Below are 20,348 nucleotides of genomic sequence, written 5' to 3'. Positions count from 1 at the left end.
GGTGTGCTTGCGGTCTTTGGAAGGGCGGTCAGCTGGTCAGAGCGTGCAGTCAGTCCGACAGGATGGTTGACACGTATTTCGCTACGGCTCTGACGGCTGCCATTGTTGTCGGGTAGTCCATGCGGGTGGGGCCGAGCACTGCCAGTGAGGCGGTTGTGTCTTCTGTTCCGTAGCCGGTTGCGATGAGTGATGCTCCGGCAAGCGCTTCGAAGCGGTTCTCACTGCCGATCTGCACGGCAATTCCGTCAGCCTGCATGTCCGCGAGCAGTTTCAGCAGCACAACCTGTTCTTCGATTGCTTCGAGCAGCGGACCCATATGGGTGCCGAACTCACTGCCTGCTCGGGCGAGGTTGGCGGCGCCTGCCATGATCAGCCGGTCCTGCCGTTTGCTGCGGGCAAGTTCCACCAGCCGTTCGGCGATTGCGGTTGCAGTCTGAGCAAGTGCCGCAGGCACTGCGAGTCCGCTGAGGGTGTCTTCAACAGCGTCGAGCCGCGTGTCTTCCAGCTCCTCGTTGAAGGCACGCCTCATGCCCCGGACATCGTCTTCGTCAACCGGGTCGAGCACTTCGACTATGCGCTGTTCGACTTCACCGGTGTCGGTGATGAGGATGACGAGGATCCGCTCGGGGCTCAGCTGCACCAGTTCGATGCGCCGGATGGTGGTCTGTGCGCGCACCGGGTATTGGATGAGGGCCACTTGGTGTGTCAGCCGCGACAGCAGTCGGACTGTCTGCGCGAGGGTGTCGTCAATGCTCTGTGTGCTGGACAGGATCTGGGAAATGGCCCGCTTTTCTGCGCTGGAGAGCGGTTTGACGTCGTCGATGCGGTCAACGAAGGCTCGGTAGCCCGCATCGGTCGGGATGCGGCCGGCCGATGTGTGGGGCTGTGCGATGAGGCCTTCTTGTTCGAGTGCCGCCATGTCGTTGCGGATGGTGGCTGAGGAAACACCGAGTTTGTGACGTTCGACAAGGGCTTTCGAGCCGACCGGTTCGTTGGTGGCCACATAGTCTTCGACGATGGCCCGCAGAACTCTGCTGCGCCGCTCGTCGTTCATCCCGGATCGCTCCCATCTGCACCCAACCAGGCGGCGCGTGTCAGCCGCACCGCCTTGGCACTCTCAGTCCTAGAGTGCCAATTCTAGTGATGCGCGCACATCTATACAAACGCCCCACCTCTGCGGATGTCGACCCTGCGAGCAAAACCACGCACGACAATGCGACCAGTGGCGCCGGTACGCGGGTACCGTGGTCGTCATGTCTGACCGCTATGGACGCGATGTCCTCTCTTCTGGCCGCACCCACCAACGACCTCAGACCCAACAGGTTGAGGTCAAACGCGGAATGGTCGTTGAAGAGGTTGAGACCGGCTACGTCGGAGCCATTGTGAAGCTCGAGAAGACCAACGGCGGTTTCCTCATCCACCTCGAAGACCGGCACGGTCGCACGCAGGCGTTCCCCCTGGGCTTCGGCTACCTGCTCGAGGGCAGGCCGGTGGAGCTCGTGCGCCCGCGACCAACCGCACAGAAACAGCCCGGACGCACCGCCTCGGGAAGCCGTGCCGTGCAGACCAAGGCGCGAGTCGCCCGGGGCAGCCGTATCTGGGTTGAGGGAAAGCACGATGCGGAGCTGGTCGAAAAGATCTGGGGTGACGACCTGCGGGTCGAGGGGGTTGTTGTGGAACCCCTAGGCGGCCTGGATGACCTCATGGAGGCGCTCGTCGAGTTCCAACCGGATGCCGAGCACCGGGTTGGAGTACTTGCCGACCACCTAATCGAGGGCACAAAGGAAACGCGGATCGTCAGCGAAGTCGCCAGGCAGCCGTGGGCTGAGCACGTGCGAGTCACGGGTCACCCGTACGTCGATATTTGGCAGGCCGTGAAGCCGTCTGTTGTTGGGATTGCCGAATGGCCGCAGGTGCCGCGCGGAGAAGATTGGAAGCTGGGTGTTCTGCGCCAGATCGGCTGGCCGCACGCCGACCACACCGACACGGCACGAGCCTGGCAGCGGATTCTCGGTTCAGTGAGGTCCATCGGGGATGTCGACTGGACCCTGTCAGGTCGAGTCGAAGAACTCATTGACTTCGTGACCGTAGGCAGGCACTGATGGCGCACAGCGAAAACCGTTTCCTCAATGCCGGTGAACTGTCTGACGGTGCTGTGACTCTCCGCCCGTACCGACTGGATGACGCAAACGACCTTGTGGCCACCTGCACCGACCCCGCCGTGCTCGAATGGACGCAGGTCCCCCAGCACTACACCCGTGACATGGCGCTTGACTGGTGCGCGAACCCACCGGAACCCTCGTGGGTCATCACCTCCCCAACAGCAGAACACCCTGGCCGATACTCAGGCCAGATTGATATGCGCGTCCATACTGCCCATTACGTGTCGTTGGGCTACATGTCTGCCCCGTGGGCACGCGAACAGGGACTCATGACAGCTGCTGTGCGGATTGTGACAGATTTCGCCTTTGCGCGCGGCGCACAGCGGGTTGAAATCTGCGTCCACCCCGACAATGCAGCGTCACGCAAGGTTGCTGAGAAAGCGGGGTTCACATTCGAGGGCATCCGCCGCAACGGCGAAGTGCTTCGCGGCGAGGTCCGCGACCTCGCGGTGTATTCCGCTGTTCCAGGCAAGGACTGAATGCAACCGCACAATGCAGCAGGGCAGCCACCGTCAGAGGTGACTGCCCTGCCATTAGGAGCGCCTATCGGCACACACGTCAGTGCTTAGCTTTGCGCCTCGTACCCATCAGCAGCACACTGCCCGTGCCGATGCCCACCAGCGCAAGCACCAACAGTGCGGCAACTTCTGTTCCCGTACGCGGGAGTGCACCAGACTGAGCACCCGGACCAGTGGACGACGCCTCTGCCGAAGCACCGTCACCTGAACCACTGTCATCTGCGGTGTCGCTGCCGGTCGAGTCTTCCGAGGTGCCGCCACCCGACTGACCATCGCCGGCGTCACCCGGTTCGTCACCTTCCGAACCGTCCGAGTCAGAGCCGCCCGGCTCTGATTCACCCGGTTCTTCACCTTCGTCAGGGTTCTCCGGCGCTTCCGGCTCCGGCTGTTCGTTATCAGCTGCAGGAACTGTCACCTGCTGGGTGGCAGTACGGCCATTGACGGTCACGCTCAGCTTTGCCGTTCCCGGGCGAAGAGCTGTGATCTCGCCGGTGGACGGATTGAATCGAATGACAGCGTCCTGAGCTGCCGCACGCTCGAACTGCTGGCTGCCATCGACGACCTGCACGCCGTCGCCGCCCCACTGAGCGGTAACAGGCCAAGCCACCGGAACGGTCCGACCGTCCTGCTTAAAGGACGCGGAAGCCGAGCCGCTCTCACCGAGCGGAACAGCACCGGCAGCTTCGAGAGACACCTCGTCAGCCCAGGGGCGGGTTTCAGCTGCCAGCCAGTTCACGCGGTCCTGCGGTGATGGGTTCTTTCCGACCTTGCCCTTGGCCGGGTCGATGCCGAGCATCGTCCAGCCGGTGAAGCCGCCCGTTTCCGGTGTTCCCGCCGGGTTCTTACCCGAGTTTCCGTTGATCAGATAGGTCACACCCTCAACAGCCGAACCGTGGAAAGCACCGACGTGACCGTTGATGACCGCGGCCGACTTACCTGAAGAGCGTTTGAAATCAGCCATGAGCTTCTCAAACGCACGAGCTTCACGCTGATCCGACAGCTGGCTGCTCTTGGTGGGCAGCGGATCGTTCGGCGGATGGTGGAAGAACACCGTGACACCCGTCAGCTTGTCATCAGCCGCGACTTCGTCCAGCTGCTTTTCAAGCTTTTCGATCTGGTCGATTCCGCCGCTGCGCAGCGAACCGCCAGCGGTGTTGAGCGTGATCACGCGGGTGCCATCGAGGTCCTGCGAAGTTGTTGCCGGGCCGATCTCCTTTTCGAACACGCCGATGTCTTTGCTGCCCATGATTTCGTGGTTGCCGGGCACGTAGATGTGCGGAATGTTCTTATCCCACTCTTCGTCGAGGATCTTCTTCGCCAGGTCGAAGTCCTCCTTCGACCCTTCGTCCACGAAGTCACCGTCGATGATGAGCAGGTCAGGCTTAGCTTCGCGGATTTCACGCAAAGTGCGGCGGGCGCCTTCAACGGCTGCAGAATCAGGCTGTTCGGCGATGAACTGCGCATCGCTCATCACGGCGATCCGCTGGAGGCGGTCTGCCGTGCTTCCGTGGGCAAGCAGTGCCGGGTCGTGGATTGCGGAGTCCTTTTCGCCTTCCGCAGTCGGCACTGTTGTCACCTGGAGGTTGGAGACCGCGATGTCGCCCTTGTACTGGGCTTCCGGTCGGGTTTCCATGATGCGGATGCGGTCGACTGTCAGTGGCTGTGCAAGGCCCTCCGGAACGGCGAACCTGACCTTCTGCCAGCCTTCTTCTTCGAGGTGGTCCCCGTCGAGGTTGGCGACTGTGCCATTGGCGTCGGTCACCTGCAGGCGGGGCCACGCCCCGGTGCCGTCACTTTTCACGTCGAGACTGAAGCCGATGGCTGTGCCGTCGACGGGTTCGGTTTCCTTCGAGCCCAGGTAGAAGCCGCGGGTGGCTGCCGAGGATGTGAAGTCGTACTTCATGCCGATGGCAGGCTTGCCGTCCTGGCCTTCTGCTTTGGCGATCTCGCCGGACGCGCGTGCATTCGCGGTTTCGAAGTTCTCGGGGTCCGAGAAGTCCCACACGCCAGTGTCCTTGGTTCCGTAGGCGACTGTCACAGTGGTGCTGAGGTCGCCGACGGTGAAGGTGATCTTGCCCGTGGGTGTTTCGCCTGTCGCCTTAACGGTCCAGGTGGCCAGTCCGTCGTCTTCGACTTCTACTCCCCCAGTGGTGCTGACTTTGACATCGGCGGTTTCGATGCGCGCCCGCTGGCCGTCAGCATCGAGACCGGTGAGGGTGATCTTCGCGCTGGCGTCAGCGTCTGGCAGGCTGAGTGACTTCTCCGAGGCGCGCAGTGCGATGGCTTTGCCGAGCACCCGCAGCTTTGTTTCGTCGTTCTTGTCACCCGCACTGTAGGTGACCGTGCCGGTTCCGCGTTCTTCACCAGTGATGCGGGCTGTGTTCTTGTCAGTCGCGGCGACCTTCAGGGGCGCGTCTGCGCTGAACTTTCCTGCGGCTTCAGCCGGGGACAGGTTGGAGGACAGACCCGTGCCCTTGACGGTGCGGGTGAGCCCTGGGAACACCGCGTCCTCGCCTTTCAGACCGAGGCTCACCTGGACATCCGAGGTGTCGTCGGACTTTGCGGAGGAGTAGAAGACGAGGGCGTTGGGAACCTCACGCACCTGTCCGTCCGAGGGTGTGTTCCAGATCTTCGGACCGTCATCACCCGCAACGCGGGCGGACATGGCGGACGATCCTCCGCCGTCGAGATTGAGCGCGTTGTGCGCACCCATGTCACGCAGCAGTTCACCGATTTCGGTGAGGTTCATACCGCGTGACTTGTTTGAGCGGCCGTCGAGGACCATGACGTACAGTTCGGTTCCGTCTTTGCTGATGCCGACGGCGGTGCGCGGGTGGGTGCCCGTTGCGAGGCTGTCGGTCATCTTCGGCACGGTGCCGTTGGTGAGGATCTGGTGTGATCCTGCGATGCCGAGGTCGACGTCTTCAGACGGTCCGACTTCGATTTCAACCTTGTCGCCCTCTTCCAGCTGGGCGATGGTCTCTGCTCCTGCTTCACGGCCGATGAGCACCTGGGTGCCATCGGCCACGCGGCGTTTGCCGAAGCTGTCGACAATGTCGGTGGTTTCCGTGACGGTGCCGTCTTCGATAACGGCCGCGGCGATCTTCTTAGCCTTCTTGTCCGGCGCTCCGACCGGGCGGTCGAGGGTGTAGTCACCCCACGCCGAGGTGTAGATGCCGATTCCGTCCGCTGCCAGCTGCGGGGTGTTCATGCCGGCGAGTTCGTGCTTCTTGCCTTCGGGCAGTGTTGCGGTGCCCGTTGCGGAAAGCTGCTGGACTGCTGCACGGCCCTGATCGATCGTCAGGGATGGCTGAGGCTTCGAATTTCCTGCGCGCAGGCCGTCGCTGCTGACCGATGTGTAGATCGGGGCGTCGGAGTGGTTGATGTCGAAGAAGGTGCCGTTGACTGCAGCAACAGCTTCTTTTCCGCGCGGACCCTGGTGCATGACGTCGTCCAGCGGTGCGCGTCCCGTTACCGTCCCAGTGTCGCGCAGGTCCGTCGACAGTGTTGACTCGCTGAGATCAGCGGTGAGAACGCTGCCTTCGTTCCAGCCTGGCTGTTCGAGGCGGGAGAAGGTTGTCAGGTCCAGGCCGGGAGCAACCGGCTGGGTTTCCGAGGTCCGCAGTACGCCGCCCTTGGACAGCTGTTCGTCGGTGACCTCTGCGGCAGCAGGTGCGGCCTGCCATGTTTCGAGTGCGGTCAGCCCCGGTGTGAGAAGCGCAAAGACCGCAAGCAGCGCAATAATGCGAGCGCGAATGGTCTGCCGCTTCAGTGAACCGGGATGGGCGATGTCTGTGTGCTCAGCAGCTGGAGAGCGCATCAAAGCCTTCCTGGGAAAACAATGTGTGGGTGCTTTGAAACCGTAAAAGGGCGAAGCGTCACTCAGATCACTCGCAGATGAATATCGCGTAACCACTCGCAGACCGCCTGACCTGCGACGATGATGCAGGGAGAACCCAGGCGAGCATCCCGTAAACCGGGCTCGGAAAGTGTGCCGGCGGCACCTCGTGAGTGACATCGTGGTGAACTCCCCGTGAAGGACGGCGGGAGATGCGAGCAACGGGCAGTTCAAAGGTGCGACCGGTGAAAGACTGACTGTCCACCGACAGAGAGGTCACGATGTTCTCCATTTTCAAGAAGAAGCACAGCGAGCCGGCGGCGGCTCCGCTTGGCGATTCCCCTGACGCGAGCCCGGTACCCGCAGTGGATTTTGATTTCACAGCGCAGGCGCCCGATGGGTGGGAGCTGCTCATCGATGGAGAGAACCCGGCTGCGATCGGCTCTTTCGAGCAGGTCCGTTCAGCACTAGCGGGACTGGAGGAATGGGGATTCGCAGTCGTGCAGAAGTCCGGTGACCCAGCGCTGAGCGCGCAAGCGCTGTACAAGGGTGAGCGCTGCTATCAGCCGGAAGTGCTCACTGGCAATGAGCCGCTCATCTACGGGCTGCCCACAAAGAAGGGCCGCAACAGCGAAGAGGCCGGACTCGATGATGCCGCCGCGGTTCTGTGCACCTTCATCCGCGATGACGGAGCGCTCCCCCAGATTCCGCACCTCGTGACTTCTCACCCCGAGCCGGGGGTTTCCTTCGGCGGGCTCTGAGCGGAGGGTGAGAGGTTGAGGCTGGAGTCGGCCTGCCATTTCAGTCATCGTCTGTCACAGAGTGTCAAAGAAACCACCCCCCAGATGACGGAATCTTTCCGGCCGTGACAGCGGAACCCCGTGGGCGCCTCGTACGTGTCTAGCGTCGGCGTTGTTGAGCAATTCCACCGAAGAATGCAGAGGCACCCATGACCGCGAAACAGCTGCCCATCCTTGATCTCAGCCTGGCCGACGATCCGGCAACCGCCGAGCAGTTCCGCGAAGAACTGCGCCGGGTGACACACGAAATCGGGTTCTTCTACCTGACCGGCCACGGAATTCCCGCTGAGGATTTCGCGCAGATTCTCGAAGTCTCGCAGAAGTTCTTCGACCTGCCGGAAGAACAAAAGCTCGCGATTGAGAACACTCACTCCAAGCACTTCCGTGGGTACACCCGCACCGGCGGCGAACACACGCGAGGTGTTGTCGACTGGCGCGAACAGATCGACATCGGCGCTGACCGACCCGCCATTGCCGAACCGGAACACGATTACGACAACCTACGCGGCCCCAACCAGTACCCGGAGTCACTCCCGGAGCTCAAAACCATCACCGACAGCTGGTTTAAGCAGCTGACGGAGGTCGGCGACAAGCTGCTGAGCGAATGGGCGCAGAGTCTGGGCCAGCCGGCTGATCACTTCGCACCCGCATTTGCGAATGAGCCCGAATCGTTCATCAAGATCGTCCGCTACCCCGCAGCCGTTGATGACTCGGTCACGCAGGGCGTGGGCGAACACCGTGACTCCGGCACTCTCACGCTGCTGTACCCACAGCCGGGAACTTCGGGACTGCAGGTGCTGACAGATGACGGCTGGATCGACGCTGATCCGATTGAGAACACCTTCGTCGTCAGCATCGGCAAACTGCTGGAGGTCGCAACCGACGGCTACCTCAAAGCCACGCTCCACCGTGTGCTGCCGACTAAGCCCGGTGAAGACAGGATCTCGGTGCCGTTCTTCTACAACCCAGCACTGAGCGCGCAGCTGCCGGCAGTCAACCTCCCTCCGGAACTTGCCTCGAACGCCCGCGGGGTTTCGGTCGACGAACTCGATGTCCTGCACACCGTCTACGGCGACAACGCCTTCGCTTCCCGCCTGCGCAGCCACCCCAATGTGACAGAGAAGCACTACCCCCACCTCGCCGGAGCGCAGTGAGGGGCGCGGTGAAGTGTCTGTTCAGGCACCGGGCCGATAAATTAGCGGCTAACAGGCCGATAAACCGCCTGGTAACGAGGCGATAAGTTGGCGGTTATCTCCTCGATAAATCGGCGGTTAGCCTGCTATTGTTCAGACTATGGCCATCGACTACCCGACTGACAGCCCCTCGTATCTCCCGCGCTACATCGACCTTGAATTGGACGAGCTGACGGGGGCATCTGCCATCGCCATCGACGGACCAAAAGCAGTGGGCAAGTCCGAGACGGCCACAAGGCGAGCGAATCGAACATACTTCCTCGACCGTGACAGCGAACGGGAGCTCCTTCGGGCTGACATGGACGCCCTATTGGTTGCCGAAGACACACTGTGCATCGATGAATGGCAGCACTTGCCTCAAGTTTGGGATGCGGTGAGGAGGAATGTAGACAAGCAGGTAACCACGCGCTACCTGCTGACCGGAAGCGCCACACCCAAGCAGGGCGTCGATACGCACTCAGGCGCCGGACGTGTGATCAGCCTACGGATGCGACCACTCGCCCTGTCTGAGCGCGCTGACACCTCACCAACGGTCAAAATCGCTAAGCTCTTCACAGGCACAGCCACAATCTCCGGCCACACAGACTATTCGCTGACAGACTATGCTGAAGCACTGTCCGCTACCGGACTGCCGGGCGTCTGCCGACAGCCAGCCCGGCTTCGTCGCCAGCTCATCGACGCCTATGTCCAGCGCGTTATCGACCGCGACGTTCCAGAGCAGGGACTCCTGGTGCGCAAACCAGAATCGCTGCGTGCATGGTGGGCGGCATACGCAGCGGCATCCTCAACCACCACTTCGTACACCAAAATTCTGAATGCTGCCTCTCCGGGTGACGCTGCCAAAATCTCCAAAGATTCGGCTCTGGGTTACCGCGACATCCTCAGCAAACTGTGGCTGTTGGATCCGGTACCGGCATGGTTCCCCAACCCCTCCCCATTCAAAAAGCTCACTGCTGCCCCGAAGCATCAGATATTTGATCCCGGCATTGCGGCTGCTCTGCTCGGTCTTACGCCCAACATCCTTGCCTCCGGCGAGCCCGGCTCGTGGGAGCTGTTTGGCCAGCTCTTCGAATCGCTGGTCACTCTCACTGTTCGCGCGGCTGGACAGGCTTCCGAGGCGAAGGTCTCACATCTGCGCACACAAGGCGGAGCACAGGAGATCGACCTGATTCTTGAACGGTACGACGGCAGGGTCGTTGCCTTCGAAGTGAAGTTGAAGCCAACACCCACGGACAGGGACGTTCGCCACCTGCATTGGTTGGGCGATCACATCGGTCCGCGCTTGGCGGACAAGGTCGTGGTCACAACGGGCACAGATGCTTACCGAAGACCGGACGGTGTGGCCGTTGTCCCACTCGCACTGCTGTGTTGAAGGCACAGGTTCACAGCCGTCATTATTCAATCCGCATAGGGATGCTGTCGTATTTAGGGCGCGGGTCAGCTGTCAGCCTCCCGTAGGTGTCAACGTCGATCCGCTGGCCGTCAATGAGGAACTTTGCTCGCTCGGTGCCCTCTTTGATGAAGCCAGCGGATCGCGCCACATGTCCGGATGCAGGGTTGTTCACCCGGTGGCCGAGTTCAAGCCGCTCCAAGCCTTCGTGGTCGAGTGCCCAATCTGCCACGGTGGCGGCTGCCCTACTTGTCCAGCCTCGGCCGCGGGCTCGTGCAGTCATCCAGTACCAGAACCAGCCAGAACGGTTCTCTTCGTCGACGGTCACACAGACCACACCGACAAGGGAATCGCTGTCGCAGACTGCCCACGGCCGGTGGCGCGAAGAAGCTTCGCACAGTTTGCCGACATAGCGCTCAGCATCCGCAAGGGTTGTCACATCGCCTTGCCGGGCCATATCCGGGGCGGACAAGAATGCGTCCAAAACAGCGGTCACATCGGAAGTGCGCAGTCGGCGGAGAGTCGGTGTCAACGCGAGTTTCCTTTCGCGGCTTGGTTCCGGGTGCTGATTGCTTCGTGCGTTTTGCGCCGCATCAAAGCCAGAACTGGAATCTATCGCGTTTTGGACACCCGTGATACAACGAGATGCATGAAGCTCCGCAGACGCCGCACAACCTACCTCGAGGTCGACGGCCACCGTTTTCGCGTTGTCGCCACCCCGCGGACCCAGCACGTGGATTGGCTGACGTGCCCGAGCGAGGAGTTCCCCAGTGGGTTCTCTTCGAGTGCATACGTCGCGGCGAACAGCAGATTCACCTATTGGATCGAAACGCTGAAGCTGATGTTGTTTGGCCCTCTGCCGACTGATGAGCAGCTGCGCGACGAAATTGCCGACTGGCTTTCGTTCACGCTTTCGGAAGACGACTAAGCAGGCGTCCCGGGGGGGGGGACATCGAGTGAACGGGGCCCCCGGGGGCTTCACAAAGTTATTTAGACGTTCATTTTGATACAAGGCTCTAGGTGGGTGCATGGAACGGCTAGGTGGGTGCAAGAGTAGCGCGGGTGGGTGCATATGCGGTGATTTGGGGGCAGTTACCAGATGGCGGGCATACAAAGATACGTTGTCAAAGAGCATTCTCCGCGATGCAGCCTTTGAAATCCTAGAGCGAACGGTTTGTTCTTAATGCGTCTTCAAAGCCTTTGATCACAACTCGCGTTGGATCTACGTATGCGAGGTATCTCTACGTGGCTCATCACCTCTGGCGGGTATGGTCTTAGGTACGAATATTAAGCTTGCTATCGCAGGCAGAGTCGCCACCGAGATCGCTGTCAGATACCAGGTAACTCCGTGAGTGGGGATAATTGCGCCAGCTAGTAGTGTCGAGAGGCTCGATGCACCCAAGAACACGAGCGTTTCAACCGAGTCCACGCGAGCCAGATGCTCATCATTGGTTACGTATTGGCTGAGTGTTCCCACGTAAATGAACACTGCTACCCAGCAGCAGTCTAGCAAGAATAAGCCAGCCGCTAAGATGAAGAGATTTTCTACGAATGTAAATCCGATGAGGATCGCTAATACGCCCAGCAAAGCGATGATGATGACGATCCTGTAGTACTCAATGGGGATAAACCGCTCTAACAGTAACGAGGCGGCAATGCCACCTACGCCCGAAGCTGCAAGGATGAACCCGACTTGCCACGAAGGAACATCCAGCGAGGACTTCAGATACACCACAACCCCGTAGATATATCCCGCGGTGGTTGCCCCCAAAGCAAACTGGACGAGCTGCGCAGATACGAGCAAACGAGAGCGACGCACATAGGTAAATCCGTCAGAAATCTGCGAGAGAATACGTCGCGGAGACATCGCACGAGTCATACTCATCGTTGTTGCTGAGGGCGCAGGACGATCCGGCAGTACCCGATAAAGCACAGCATTGAGCGCAGACATCAAAGCAGGCACAGCTAGAGCAATTGGGCCGCCAAGCAAACCCACGATCCCACCGGCAAGAGTCGGCCCACCGATGGCTGCGACACCTTCAATGGTCTCCACCCGAGAGTTGAAATGCAGCATCGACTCCCTACCCAGCAACTGTGGAATATAGCCGGCACTGGCAGCAACCCCGAACTGTGAAGCAGCACCCCGAATGCACCCGACGCCTATGAAAACGATTGCGTTTGCCACCCCGAACCATAGCATTACTCCCAATAACGCAAGGCAGCTAGCCTCAACCACGTAGCCCGCGATCACAATTGGGCGACGCGGCAGCATGTCAGCAACAGCCGCTAACGGGAGAGTAAGAATCAGCTGGGTTAGCAACGTCGCTCCAGCTAGTAGCGCAGCCAGAGAAACCGAACCCGTGGCAGACAAAAACGCCAATGGAAGCGCTACCTGCACAACCGCATCAGCGATAAGGTTAATAAGCGTTGTCGAATAAAGCCTACGATAAACGCGCCTCGTCTCCTGCGACATAAAACCTCACCTCGTAAGATACATCAAATCACCTCGTAAGATACATCAAAGCTGTAGCAATGAGTCTTGATGAACACGCGTCTACATTATGCGAAGACAATTTAGACACCAATGACCGATAAACATCGTAGTGGTATCTCCCATTGAATGCTGTCACCGACGTCTCTAGGTGCAGCTCGGATATGCGGGCAATAACCTCGCTCCTCGCTTCAAAGAAATCCGACTCTCGCATCTTATGTTCCATCATCTCGGCATCAAGAAGATGAATGTGCAGATGAGACGGCTCAACTTCACAACACGTCCAGCCGTGAAGTACCGCAAGAGCCAATCGATTTTTAGGAGTACTGATGAGGATTTTTTCTTCAAAAGAAACCGGAGATTGATCGTCCAGCTCACTGAGAATACCACTGTACCGCACATCGTCACTCACTACTGCACACTCGGCATTCTCTCGGTAATCGCGGCAGTAATTCGTTCGGCAGCAACCCTGTGGCCATCGATATTGCGAGCAATCGGCCCAACGCTACTCCGCGCACCTGCTCCAATAACAAATTCTCTTTCCCCAATAGCACAGTCGAAATCTGCAACTCGATTATTGATAAAAACAGTTTGCTGTTCTAAACCGATGCATGGAACAATGTACTGATACGGTGTGAGATCAACCAGTTCGCCTGCTCGAACGAGTACAAGTTCGTTACTCTTTCCGTGCACTTTAAGAGTTGATTCCGTGAGAAGACGAAGATCTCCACTGTCGATATAGTTCAGAAAACGATCTTCGTACTCAATCATCATAGAAGACGGAAACCGTACATCATCCAAGTTCCGCAACGCTTCTATGCGACCTGCTGGCCTGAAAAAGTGCGGAGTGGAATCAACACAACGGAAAAGAATTTCCGACTTCGGAAAAGCTAAGTCAACACTACAACCCTTTTCAACGAGAGATTGAACGACATTTGCAGCCGTCTGCCCTGCTCCCACGACCAAAACTCGTGAGTTCCCAATACAAGTAAGTTTATCTGAATAGCATGCAACCAATCGGTGATCACGGCTGTCGATCGTTCGCGCTCGTTCCCCTGTCGCGTAAACGATAAAAGAACTTCTCAGTTCCCTTCCCGATTTGAGCCTAGCAATCACGTCGTTACAGCTTCGACGTATCGAGTCAACAGTATCAACAATATGATGCTGACATAACTCATGGATTCTAATCTGGTGCGCAAGGTGAGCCAAGAAGACATCAACTGGAACGACACTTCTATGACCAGCGGTGGCGAGTAACACTTGCTCCCGCTCACGGCTGGTTAGAGAAGAATATCTTAGCTTCGCAAAGTCAAGTAAAGAATAGTCATAAACTCTGCGACAACCGACATAGTGCTCGTAAGGCGAGCGCATAACTCGCTGACCTGTCACAAACACTCGCTGCCTAAACTCTGAAGCCAGATCTGTAGACGGATCAATTATTCGAAAGTCAATCCCAGAATGCCATAAGTAGCAAGCTAAAGTTATCGCAGATAACCCCCCACCGACTATCGTGCATTCCGTATGCGAAGTGAATTCGTCCTGCACCTCCGAGAATGGTTTACAGCACTCAAGAGATTCCGAAAACCGCCCTAGAGGACTATCAAGGAGTTCAGTTGGAGGCGTGAAGTGGTAGCGGAATGAATTCCCACATTCAGAATCGAATTTCGACAGGTACGAAGAGTTCATATGCTGGATCTAGCTCATACCCATTTTCAATCTCATCCAGAAGCTCAACCTCTGAAGGTAGGAAGTCGGGTTTGCCCCTTTTTCCGTGCGACATATAGAAACGTCGCGAAGGACTGTCGATCGTGAATTGCTTTAGGATTGACTCGCCGGGACGAACCTCACCGTCATAGAATCCAAGCCTCTTTCCGTCGCTACTCAACGCAGACTTCGCAAACTGCAACGAGCGATTTGGCCTTTCAGGATTCTCAATAAAGCGCCCGCCCTCATCAACACTCATGATCCAAGAGCTCCACACCTGGTCAGACAAATTCGTCTCGGTTTTTACAAAGTTCCACTCGCCAACCGTTGGCAGATCATACGTCACCATCACAGCCCTGTCAGATGTTTCCAGTACGCCTGACACGAATATAGTTCTCGTCTCCAAGTACGCTACTGCCGCCATTTGAATTTCTGTTGCGCGGACGCGCTCAGGCAAACCCGAAAGTGCGTTGAATACCGAATCTGTCGTCATTTTGGCTCCATCGTATTAGACGGGTTCAACGCTAGTCTAACTGACGACGAGACTCATGGAAAGTCCCCGGGTGAACAGGGTCCGTGCCTCATGTATTTTTCCCCGCGAAATTTGTGGGTGTATGGCGACCATGGGGTATGGATCGTGAGGGATTGTCATTGAAGGCCAGGTATGAGGTGACGAAGAAGTACGCTGCGGCTTATGCACCGGCTTCGAAGAAGGAGAAGACCATCATCTTGGACCAGGTGGTCGCGGTGACCGGGTGGAACCGGGACCATGCCCGGCAACAGCTGCGGGCGCGGTTGCGTCAGCCCAAAGGCCGGGCTACTGCCACGATCGCGGTGATCGATCGGCGCCGCACCAAGGCCTATAAGTACTCCTACGATGCCCGTAAAGTACTCCAGAAAGTCTGGGCGGCCAGTGGTGGAATCTGCGGGAAATACCTCGCGGCCTCTATGGGTGACTGGCTTGACCAGATGGAAGCCGAAGGTGAACCGTCCTGGGTTTCGTTCCTAGATGGTTGGTAAAGACAGTTCATCGTTGCTGAGGCTTTCGGCGTATTGGGCTTCGACTTCTGCTGGTGTTTTGTAGCCCAGTGCTTCGTGTAGCCGGGTGGTGTTCCACCAGTGGACCCAGTTCATGGTTGCGAACTCGACATCGGTCAGGCTGCTCCAGGCCGGCTGGGAGTAGATCAGCTCGGCCTTGTACAGGCCGTTGACGGTTTCGGCGAGGGCATTGTCGTAGCTATCGCCGACTGTTCCGACTGATGGGGTGATTCCTGCGGTGATGAGGCGTTCAGTGTAGGCAATGGCAACGTATTGCGATCCACGATCGGAGTGATGGACCAGTTCAGCAATGCCTGTGGTCGCGGTGTTCAGCGCGTGCTCTAGCGCTTCTAAGGACAGCGCGTGCGTCGTCATCGATGATCTGGTCGCCCAGCCGGCGATGCGGCGGGAGTACGCATCGATGACGAACGCGGTGTACACGAAGCCATACGATGTGCGCACACACGTGATGTCAGCGACCCACAGCCGGTTCGGGGCCGGTGCTTTGAAGTCTCGCATCACCAGATCCGGGCGCTCATCCGGTGTGCGCCCGGGTACCGTGGTGCGCGGTTTCCGGCCACGAACCACGCCGCTGATTCCGGCCTGACGCATCAACCGTGCGACCTGGTCACGGCCGATCTTCCAGCCGCTTCGGCGCATCGCGTGCCACATTTTGCGAACGCCGTAGACCCCGTAGTTGCGGGCATGCAGGTCCTTGATCACCACGGTCAATTCCCGATCACGGATCTGGCGTTCGCAGGCCGGGCGGGTCTTCGCTGCCCGATAACCACGCGACGTCATGAATCCACCCTCGCGTGCTGCAAGTGTGCGGCAGATGAGCTCGACCCCGAACTGATCACGGTACATATCGATGTAGGCGATCATTTCGGCGAGAGGCGGCCTGGCTCGGCTGCAAAAAACGCGGAGGCAGTTTTGAGGATCTCGTTCGCCCGTCGCAGCTCACGGTTCTCACGCCGTAACCGGCGCAGCTCTTCAAGTTCATCCGTTGTCGCGCCCGGCTCAGTGCCGGCATCACGTCTGGCCTGCTTCAGCCACCCGCGCATCGTATGCGGTGAGATCCCAAGTTTCGTTCCCACCTCCTGGGCGGCCGACCACTGCGAGCACTGCGTGTGGTGAAGATGATCCTCCATCAAACGCAACGCCCGCTGCTTGAACTCCTGGGTATAGACAGTTGGCATAATCCAATTCTCCTTCAATCAGTAGAACGGAACGAAACCCAGGACGGTTCACCAGCATCGATGCCCCGGCCCAAGTCACCGCAGAAACAAAACTGCCCCGCCATCAGGCGGGGCAAGTTTCGATTTTCTCATCTGACGTGGAGCCGAGGTGTCTGGTTTCAGGACATCGTTCACCCCTGCCGCTGAGAATCGGCGTGCTGGTGTCCCACGACATAGTTCCCACCCATATGCGGACGGCCCGACACCCTTGAGCCGGGTTCTGCGCCGTAGCAACAACTGCTGACGGGAGTTTCTGTCGCTCAAGGGAGTCTCCGTGCGACTCAAGCGTGGATTAGTCGTTAACGGTGCGGAGACGCGGAATAGTCAGCCATCCAGCAGCCGCGGCGGCAAGAGCCAGCCCGCACGTTTCAGCGGGTTCTGCAGATCAGGGCACATGCTCCAGCTTGGGGTGTGCAGCACCTACAGCGGGGAACGATGACCCGACACATCAGCCGCCCCACACACAAAAAAATCCCGGAACATCGAGTGAACGATGTCCCGGGACTTCACACAACGTGGAGCCGAGGGGAATCGAACCCCTGACCTTCTCGATGCGAACGAGACGCTCTCCCAACTGAGCTACGGCCCCTTTGGGCTCCACTGTACTCCTCGAGTTGTGCACTCTGTCAGGGGCACCAGGCATAGTCCTCTTCCTGCTGAAGCGGCAAGATCGCAAGAACTGCCAGCACACAAGCCAGCAGGTAAGTTCCGTTGAAATCTTGGTGTGCCCTTGGTACGTTGAATTTGTTATTCGGCGGCTTCGTCCCGCTTTCAGCAACAGCGCAACTCAGCTATGCGCCTTCTGCTCAGGAGTACGTTCAACGAATGGTTCTGTGATCTTCACTCAGCAACGCTGAGACGCCGTCCGCGTTTTCCGCTCACTGGAGATCACTATGCCTTCTATCGTCCTTGATAACGTTTCCTTTTCATACTCAAGCAAACCCCTGCTCTCGCAGATCAATCTGACTGTCGGCCCAGGTGAACGTGCCTGCCTCGTAGGTCCGAACGGTTCAGGAAAATCAACCCTGCTCGCTATTGCCCAAGGCCACCTTGCCCCCGATGCTGGGCAAGTCGAGGTTCCCGCGTCCACGCCTCCTGCCTCGATTCAGTCCTGTTTTGACGATCTCGAGCAGACTGTTTCCGCAAGCTTGGAAGCCTCACTTTCGCCTCTGCGGAACCTCGTATCCGAATTCGAGTCCGTCACCGAGCAGTTTGAAGACGAAAACTCCGGCTCAGTTGCCGCGCGCTACGACCGATTGCTGAGCGAACTCGAAAGCCGCGAGGCGTGGTCGATTGACGCTCGTCTGAACAAAACACTCAGCGGTTTAGGGCTCACCGTTGCAGACGAAAACGCCGAATCCCTGCGCCTTAGAGAGCTCTCCCCTGGTCAACGAGCGCGGCTGCAGCTGGCCGCGCTGCTTGTGCTCCGGCCCCCTGTTCTTGTCCTCGATGAACCGACCAACCACTTAGACGCCGATGCCGTCGAGTTCCTCACCGAAGTGCTTCTGGGTTGGCACGGACCGGTGCTTATCGCCAGCCACGACCGGGCTTTCATCGAGTCTGTCGCCACAGTGCTCTATGACTTGGACACTGTGGTGTGGAACGAGCTCTCGCGTGCTGACGGCACCGCTGAACCAGGGGGTCTGCACAAAAACTCTGGGAACTACACGGACTATCTCCAAGCGAAAGACAAAGCCCGCCGCGCACACCGTGCCCTTCACGCTGCTCAACAGGAAGAGAAACGCAGCATTGAGGAACACCGACAGGGCAGTCAAAAGATCGCCCGCGGCGGTGTGCGTCTTGCGACTGCACAGGGCAAAGCGAAGAAGTTCTTCGCCGATCGGGCCGCCGCAACGGCGATCCGTCGCACCCGAAACGACGATCGACGTTTAGAACACCTAGCTGAACACGAAGTGCGCAAACCTCGGCTGTACGAACTTTCGTTTCCTGCGCGTTCAGGTGATGAACCGGCAGGGTCGGCAATCGCGGTCCGCGATGCAACAATAATCGGCAGGCTGTCGCCAACGACTTTCGATCTGTCCTACGGAGATCATCTGCTGATCACCGGCCCAAACGGTTCAGGTAAAAGCACACTGATCGGCTGGATTGCCGATGGCAAGCCGCCTGCGGACACACCGGCATCAGGATCGATCACCAGGGACGACGACATTGCGCTGGTTCCCCAGAGGCTGCCAAAATGCGGCGACCCCGGCTTCACAGACGATAGCTGGCACAGCGGAGTGGGTCCCACCGGACGAGGAATCCTTCACCCGTCCATGTGGACAACACCGATTTCCCAACTGTCCGACGGCAATCAGCGCCGGGCTCAACTCGCTGTCGCCCTTGCGGACCGGCCTACGATCCTCCTCATTGATGAACCGACAAACTACCTTGACCTCGATACTCTCGAAGCCTTAGAAAAAGCATTGGGCAGTTGGGCGGGCACTCTTGTCATCACTAGCCACGACCGTTGGCTGATCGACCACTGGCAGGGCAGGCGACTCAGCCTGGAAGCATAAGCCCCGGCCCAACTGCCCTCGACAAAGAAAAATCACGAGGCGCCACCGGCTTTTCATAAACGGGCTGGCTCGTGCACCTTGAACCGGGCGGCGCGTTCATTGTTCCTGCGGGGAACAAAAATCCCCCAAGTGCGCTTCCGTGGAGAGGCGTGGGGGATCTAGTAGAACTAGATTAACACGAACTGCGCACGGTTCACTCTCGGCAACACCGCTGACCCACCTTTGAAATTACAGGTATTCCGACAGCTCGCGGACAATGAAATCCGCCATGAGCCGACCGCGCATTGTCAGTGCGAACCATTCCTCATCCGGCACGACAAGCCCCTGCTTGGCAAACTGTTCCAGCAGCACCCCAGTGCCGGCAGGCAGCTCACTCAAACGCATGCCCTGCCGAATCCTGGCTCGCAGCATGAGGTCTTCCAACCTGCGAGTATCCGCATCGAGCACCTCACGGCCAATCGCTGGTGACTGCCCCTGGCCCAGCCGATCAGCCCAGGCACGCGGGTGCTTGGCATTCCAGAAGCGCACTCCCCCAATGTGCGAGTGTGCCCCGGCACCAAAACCCCACCAGTCCTGGCCCGTCCAGTAGGCATTGTTGTGACGACACTCGTGGTCAGCACTGCAAGCCCAGTTGCTCACCTCGTACCAGTGCAGACCTGCGTCAGAAAATGCAGCATCAGCAGCCGCGTACTTATCTGCCAGATCATCTTCATCGGGCATGGGAAGCTCACCACGGCGAACCTGCGCACCCATCTTCGTGCCCGGTTCGACAATGAGCGAATACGCCGAAATATGGTCCGGTTCCATCGCGACGGCCGCTTCAACTGAGCGCTGCCAGTCCGCGGCGGACTCCCCCGGTGTGCCGTAGATAAGGTCAACTGACACCTGCATACCGGTGTCCTTAACCCACTGAACAGCCTTGGGAACCTGCTCTGGATTATGTGTGCGATCCAGTGTTGCCAGCACGTGCGGAACCGCCGACTGCATACCCATGGACACGCGCGTAAAACCAGCCTCCGCCAACTGGGCCACATATTCGGGGCTCAGAGTGTCCGGGTTCGCTTCAGTCGTTACCTCAGCGTCAGTCGCCAGGCCAAAAGCGTCTCGGACTCGCTCAAGCGCGAAGGCCAAATCAGCGGCTGGCAGAAGGGTCGGCGTGCCCCCGCCGAAGAACACGGTGCTCACCGGCCTGGCCGGAAAGTCAGCGAGAACGCGGGAGGCGAGCTCCACCTCGTGAGCTAGATTCCCCGCCCAATCGGAACGATTGGCACCCGGACCGAGTTCCTCGGCCGTATACGTGTTGAAATCGCAGTAGCCGCAGCGCACCCGGCAATAGGGCACGTGAATATAGGCACTGAGTGTACGTGATTCGGCCCCAGCCTGCGCGGAGGCAGGCAGAGAACCGTCAAGCGGAGGAACGTCGCCGTCAGGCTGTGCCGGCACCGATCAGCTCTTCC

At 58.8% G+C, this 20,348-nt stretch carries 17 protein-coding genes and 1 tRNA gene; 8 read left to right on the top strand and 10 right to left on the bottom strand.

Annotation, left to right across the window (positions count from 1 at the left end):
• Window positions 1-49 precede the first annotated feature (49 nt).
• Entirely contained in the window at window positions 50-1,054 is a 1,005-nt protein-coding gene (gene hrcA, locus HMPREF3172_RS06485; protein ID WP_070516318.1) for a heat-inducible transcriptional repressor HrcA, read from the bottom strand.
• A gap of 199 nt (window positions 1,055-1,253) precedes the next feature.
• Here hrcA and HMPREF3172_RS06480 point away from each other — a divergent pair, with 199 nt between their 5' ends.
• On the top strand, window positions 1,254-2,102 hold the full coding sequence (locus tag HMPREF3172_RS06480) for a DUF3097 domain-containing protein (protein ID WP_070516636.1): 849 nt from the start codon (window positions 1,254-1,256) through the stop codon (window positions 2,100-2,102).
• Window positions 2,102-2,641, top strand: coding sequence for a GNAT family N-acetyltransferase (locus HMPREF3172_RS06475; RefSeq protein ID WP_070516316.1), 540 nt, complete (start codon window positions 2,102-2,104; stop codon window positions 2,639-2,641). The genes HMPREF3172_RS06480 and HMPREF3172_RS06475 overlap by 1 nt, the downstream gene beginning before the upstream one ends.
• A 79-nt stretch (window positions 2,642-2,720) precedes the next feature.
• Here the strand turns inward: HMPREF3172_RS06475 and HMPREF3172_RS06470 are convergent, their stop codons facing one another.
• Window positions 2,721-6,500 (bottom strand): phosphodiester glycosidase family protein, encoded by a 3,780-nt coding sequence (locus HMPREF3172_RS06470; protein WP_070516314.1) that lies wholly within the window; start codon window positions 6,498-6,500, stop codon window positions 2,721-2,723.
• A 299-nt stretch (window positions 6,501-6,799) separates the two neighbouring features.
• Here HMPREF3172_RS06470 and HMPREF3172_RS06465 point away from each other — a divergent pair, with 299 nt between their 5' ends.
• The 3 genes from HMPREF3172_RS06465 to HMPREF3172_RS06455 all read left to right on the top strand — a co-directional run bounded on the left by HMPREF3172_RS06465 (window position 6,800) and on the right by HMPREF3172_RS06455 (window position 9,883).
• A complete protein-coding gene (locus HMPREF3172_RS06465) occupies window positions 6,800-7,279 on the top strand; it encodes a hypothetical protein (RefSeq protein ID WP_070516312.1) in 480 nt (159 codons plus the stop codon).
• Between the two features lie 188 nt (window positions 7,280-7,467).
• Window positions 7,468-8,472: an isopenicillin N synthase family dioxygenase gene (locus HMPREF3172_RS06460; RefSeq protein WP_070516310.1), complete on the top strand. Its 1,005-nt coding sequence runs from the start codon at window positions 7,468-7,470 to the stop codon at window positions 8,470-8,472.
• Between the two features lie 139 nt (window positions 8,473-8,611).
• Complete coding sequence (locus tag HMPREF3172_RS06455) at window positions 8,612-9,883, top strand: ATP-binding protein (RefSeq protein ID WP_070516308.1); 1,272 nt, start codon at window positions 8,612-8,614, stop codon at window positions 9,881-9,883.
• A 22-nt stretch (window positions 9,884-9,905) separates the two neighbouring features.
• Here HMPREF3172_RS06455 and HMPREF3172_RS10680 read toward each other — a convergent pair whose 3' ends face one another.
• Window positions 9,906-10,433 (bottom strand): GNAT family N-acetyltransferase, encoded by a 528-nt coding sequence (locus HMPREF3172_RS10680; RefSeq protein WP_070516306.1) that lies wholly within the window; start codon window positions 10,431-10,433, stop codon window positions 9,906-9,908.
• Between the two features lie 117 nt (window positions 10,434-10,550).
• Here HMPREF3172_RS10680 and HMPREF3172_RS10675 point away from each other — a divergent pair, with 117 nt between their 5' ends.
• Window positions 10,551-10,829 (top strand): hypothetical protein, encoded by a 279-nt coding sequence (locus HMPREF3172_RS10675; protein WP_070516305.1) that lies wholly within the window; start codon window positions 10,551-10,553, stop codon window positions 10,827-10,829.
• 294 nt (window positions 10,830-11,123) lie between these two features.
• Here the strand turns inward: HMPREF3172_RS10675 and HMPREF3172_RS06440 are convergent, their stop codons facing one another.
• From HMPREF3172_RS06440 to HMPREF3172_RS06435, 4 genes are all read right to left on the bottom strand, one after another.
• Window positions 11,124-12,374 carry an MFS transporter gene (locus tag HMPREF3172_RS06440; protein WP_061943113.1) on the bottom strand — a complete coding sequence of 417 codons (1,251 nt, stop codon included), beginning with the start codon at window positions 12,372-12,374 and terminating at the stop codon, window positions 11,124-11,126.
• A gap of 28 nt (window positions 12,375-12,402) precedes the next feature.
• Window positions 12,403-12,804 (bottom strand): hypothetical protein, encoded by a 402-nt coding sequence (locus HMPREF3172_RS10425; protein ID WP_141741599.1) that lies wholly within the window; start codon window positions 12,802-12,804, stop codon window positions 12,403-12,405.
• Window positions 12,804-13,781 carry an FAD/NAD(P)-binding protein gene (locus HMPREF3172_RS10570; RefSeq protein WP_218078932.1) on the bottom strand — a complete coding sequence of 326 codons (978 nt, stop codon included), beginning with the start codon at window positions 13,779-13,781 and terminating at the stop codon, window positions 12,804-12,806. Before HMPREF3172_RS10570 ends, HMPREF3172_RS10425 begins: the two co-directional genes overlap by 1 nt.
• Window positions 13,782-14,043: 262 nt before the next feature.
• Complete coding sequence (locus HMPREF3172_RS06435; RefSeq protein WP_141741597.1) at window positions 14,044-14,589, bottom strand: DUF6423 family protein; 546 nt, start codon at window positions 14,587-14,589, stop codon at window positions 14,044-14,046.
• A 176-nt stretch (window positions 14,590-14,765) separates the two neighbouring features.
• Between HMPREF3172_RS06435 and HMPREF3172_RS06430 the strand changes: the two genes are divergently transcribed.
• Window positions 14,766-15,116, top strand: a complete 351-nt coding sequence (locus HMPREF3172_RS06430; RefSeq protein WP_218078931.1) for a hypothetical protein — start codon at window positions 14,766-14,768, stop codon at window positions 15,114-15,116.
• Here the strand turns inward: HMPREF3172_RS06430 and HMPREF3172_RS06425 are convergent.
• Window positions 15,102-16,333 (bottom strand): IS3 family transposase gene (locus tag HMPREF3172_RS06425; protein ID WP_141741595.1). Its coding sequence is split into 2 segments (ribosomal slippage): window positions 15,102-16,042 and window positions 16,042-16,333, totalling 1,233 coding nucleotides; the frame shifts between segments, so codons are not numbered across the junction. The genes HMPREF3172_RS06430 and HMPREF3172_RS06425 overlap by 15 nt on opposite strands.
• 555 nt (window positions 16,334-16,888) lie before the next feature.
• Window positions 16,889-16,961, bottom strand: a tRNA-Ala gene (locus HMPREF3172_RS06415).
• A gap of 304 nt (window positions 16,962-17,265) precedes the next feature.
• Here HMPREF3172_RS06415 and HMPREF3172_RS06410 point away from each other — a divergent pair.
• Entirely contained in the window at window positions 17,266-18,891 is a 1,626-nt protein-coding gene (locus HMPREF3172_RS06410) for an ABC-F family ATP-binding cassette domain-containing protein (protein ID WP_070516296.1), read from the top strand.
• Between the two features lie 228 nt (window positions 18,892-19,119).
• On the opposite strand, the gene hemW is transcribed toward HMPREF3172_RS06410, so the two are convergent.
• Entirely contained in the window at window positions 19,120-20,334 is a 1,215-nt protein-coding gene (gene hemW / locus HMPREF3172_RS06405) for a radical SAM family heme chaperone HemW (RefSeq protein ID WP_070516295.1), read from the bottom strand.
• Window positions 20,335-20,348: the final 14 nt, after the last annotated feature.

The sequence above is a fragment of the Brevibacterium sp. HMSC08F02 genome (assembly GCF_001807555.1).
Classification (GTDB): Bacteria; Actinomycetota; Actinomycetes; order Actinomycetales; family Brevibacteriaceae; genus Brevibacterium; species Brevibacterium ravenspurgense.
This window is presented reverse-complemented; position numbering and strand designations above follow the sequence as displayed.

Coding starts and splice junctions, on each gene's coding strand:
- HMPREF3172_RS06460 (WP_070516310.1), top strand. CDS start 7,468: ATGACCGCGAAACAGCTGCCCATCCTTGATCTCAGCCTGGCCGACGAT.
- HMPREF3172_RS06475 (WP_070516316.1), top strand. CDS start 2,102: ATGGCGCACAGCGAAAACCGTTTCCTCAATGCCGGTGAACTGTCTGAC.
- HMPREF3172_RS06440 (WP_061943113.1), bottom strand. CDS start 12,374: ATGTCGCAGGAGACGAGGCGCGTTTATCGTAGGCTTTATTCGACAACG.
- HMPREF3172_RS06435 (WP_141741597.1), bottom strand. CDS start 14,589: ATGACGACAGATTCGGTATTCAACGCACTTTCGGGTTTGCCTGAGCGC.
- hrcA (WP_070516318.1), bottom strand. CDS start 1,054: ATGAACGACGAGCGGCGCAGCAGAGTTCTGCGGGCCATCGTCGAAGAC.
- HMPREF3172_RS06455 (WP_070516308.1), top strand. CDS start 8,612: ATGGCCATCGACTACCCGACTGACAGCCCCTCGTATCTCCCGCGCTAC.
- HMPREF3172_RS06410 (WP_070516296.1), top strand. CDS start 17,266: ATGCCTTCTATCGTCCTTGATAACGTTTCCTTTTCATACTCAAGCAAA.
- HMPREF3172_RS06480 (WP_070516636.1), top strand. CDS start 1,254: ATGTCTGACCGCTATGGACGCGATGTCCTCTCTTCTGGCCGCACCCAC.
- HMPREF3172_RS06470 (WP_070516314.1), bottom strand. CDS start 6,500: ATGCGCTCTCCAGCTGCTGAGCACACAGACATCGCCCATCCCGGTTCA.
- HMPREF3172_RS06465 (WP_070516312.1), top strand. CDS start 6,800: ATGTTCTCCATTTTCAAGAAGAAGCACAGCGAGCCGGCGGCGGCTCCG.
- HMPREF3172_RS10675 (WP_070516305.1), top strand. CDS start 10,551: ATGAAGCTCCGCAGACGCCGCACAACCTACCTCGAGGTCGACGGCCAC.